This window comes from Rhizobium sp. BK176 (genome assembly GCF_024808055.1).
Map to the genome: position 1 here is coordinate 1 of NZ_JANUBV010000071.1, position 1,462 is coordinate 1,462.

Sequence of the window (1,462 nt, forward strand, 5' to 3'; positions counted from 1 at the left end):
GGCTGTGTGAGCGGCCCGGACCATGTTCCTCCGGAGATGCCGCTTCCGGCGAAGTTCAGCGAGGGTGGCGCCAAGGACATTGGCGACGTGTCGACGACGGCCTGGTGGACGGCCTATCGCGACCGGAAGCTGGACGGCCTGGTCGTTCAGGGCCTGAATGAGAACCTGTCGGTGCTGCAGGCGCTGGAGCGCATCAATGCGGCGGCCGGCGGCGTCACCGTGGCCGGCGCCGGTTCGCTGCCGAGCCTGCTAGTCGGCGCCAGCCACACCACCAGCGGCACGATGGGCGAACGCCGCACCTCGAACGGCGCCACCAACATCAGCGCCGGCGAGGCCAATGTCTCCTGGCTGCTCGACCTGTTCGGCCAGTACCGCCGCGCCAAGGAAGGCGCCCAGGCCTCGCTTGACGCCGCCTATTCCAGCGCCGACGTCGCCAAGCTCACCTATCTGCAGGACCTAGTGAACTCCTACATCGACCTGCGCTTCTTCCAGGAGCGCCTGGCGCTGTCGCGCTCCAACCTGAAGTCGCGCCAGGAAACCCTGGACCTGACCAAGTTCCAGCTCGAGGCCGGTGCTGCCTCGCGCCTCGACGTCGTCCAGGCCGAAGGTCTGGTGCAGTCGACGCAGGCTGAAATCCCGGGGCTGGAGACCAACATCCGCGTTGCCGCCCACCACATCGCCACGCTGCTTGGCCAGCCCGCCGGCTCGCTGCTCGGCGAACTCCTGAAGGGCGCGCCGCAGCCGATCTTCCGCGGTGGCATCGCCTCCGGCATTCCGGCCGACCTGATCCGCAACCGGCCCGACATTCGCGTCGCCGAGCGCAATCTCGCGGCTGCCACCGCCAATATCGGCGTTGCCATCTCGCAGCTCTATCCGACGATCACCCTGTCGGGCTCGATCTCGCCCTCCTACGTCAAGCCGGCCGGCTTCTCCGGCGGCAGCCTGACCACCTGGTCGTTCGGCCCGACGCTGACGCTGCCGATCTTCGACGGCGGCCGTCTGCGCGCCAATGTCGACATCGCCAAGTCGGATGCCAAGACCCAGTATCTCGCCTGGAAGCAGTCGGTGCTGACCGCCGTCGAAGAGGTCGAGAACGCGCTGTCGGCGGTGCGCCGCGACGCCGAGACGGTGGAAGCGCTGCGCGCCCAGGTGAAGACGACGCAGGAAACCCTGGAACTGTCGACCGCCAGCTACAAGGACGGCGCCTCCTCGCTGCTCGACGTGCTCGATGCGCAGCGTCAGGTATCGCTCGCCCAGGCAAGCCTGGCCGCCTCCATCCAGCAGATGGCCAAGGACTATGTCGCCCTCAACGTCGCCATCGGCGGCGGCTACAATCCGGGCGCACCGCGCACGACAACACCGCCCAAGGCGAGCTGAGCCACACGAGACAGAAAGCCCCGCAATCGCGGGGCTTTTTTATGGCCGCTATCGGTAGCCAAAGCCGATAATGACGGCAGCGGCG

General features: G+C 67.6%; 1 protein-coding gene. It reads left to right on the forward strand.

The genetic code is table 11. From position 1 onward, the window contains the following. The coding region (locus FHT76_RS41225; RefSeq protein WP_259132242.1) for an efflux transporter outer membrane subunit at nt 1-1,377 on the forward strand (1,377 nt) is incomplete at its 5' end. Between the last annotated feature and the right edge of the window lie 85 nt (nt 1,378-1,462).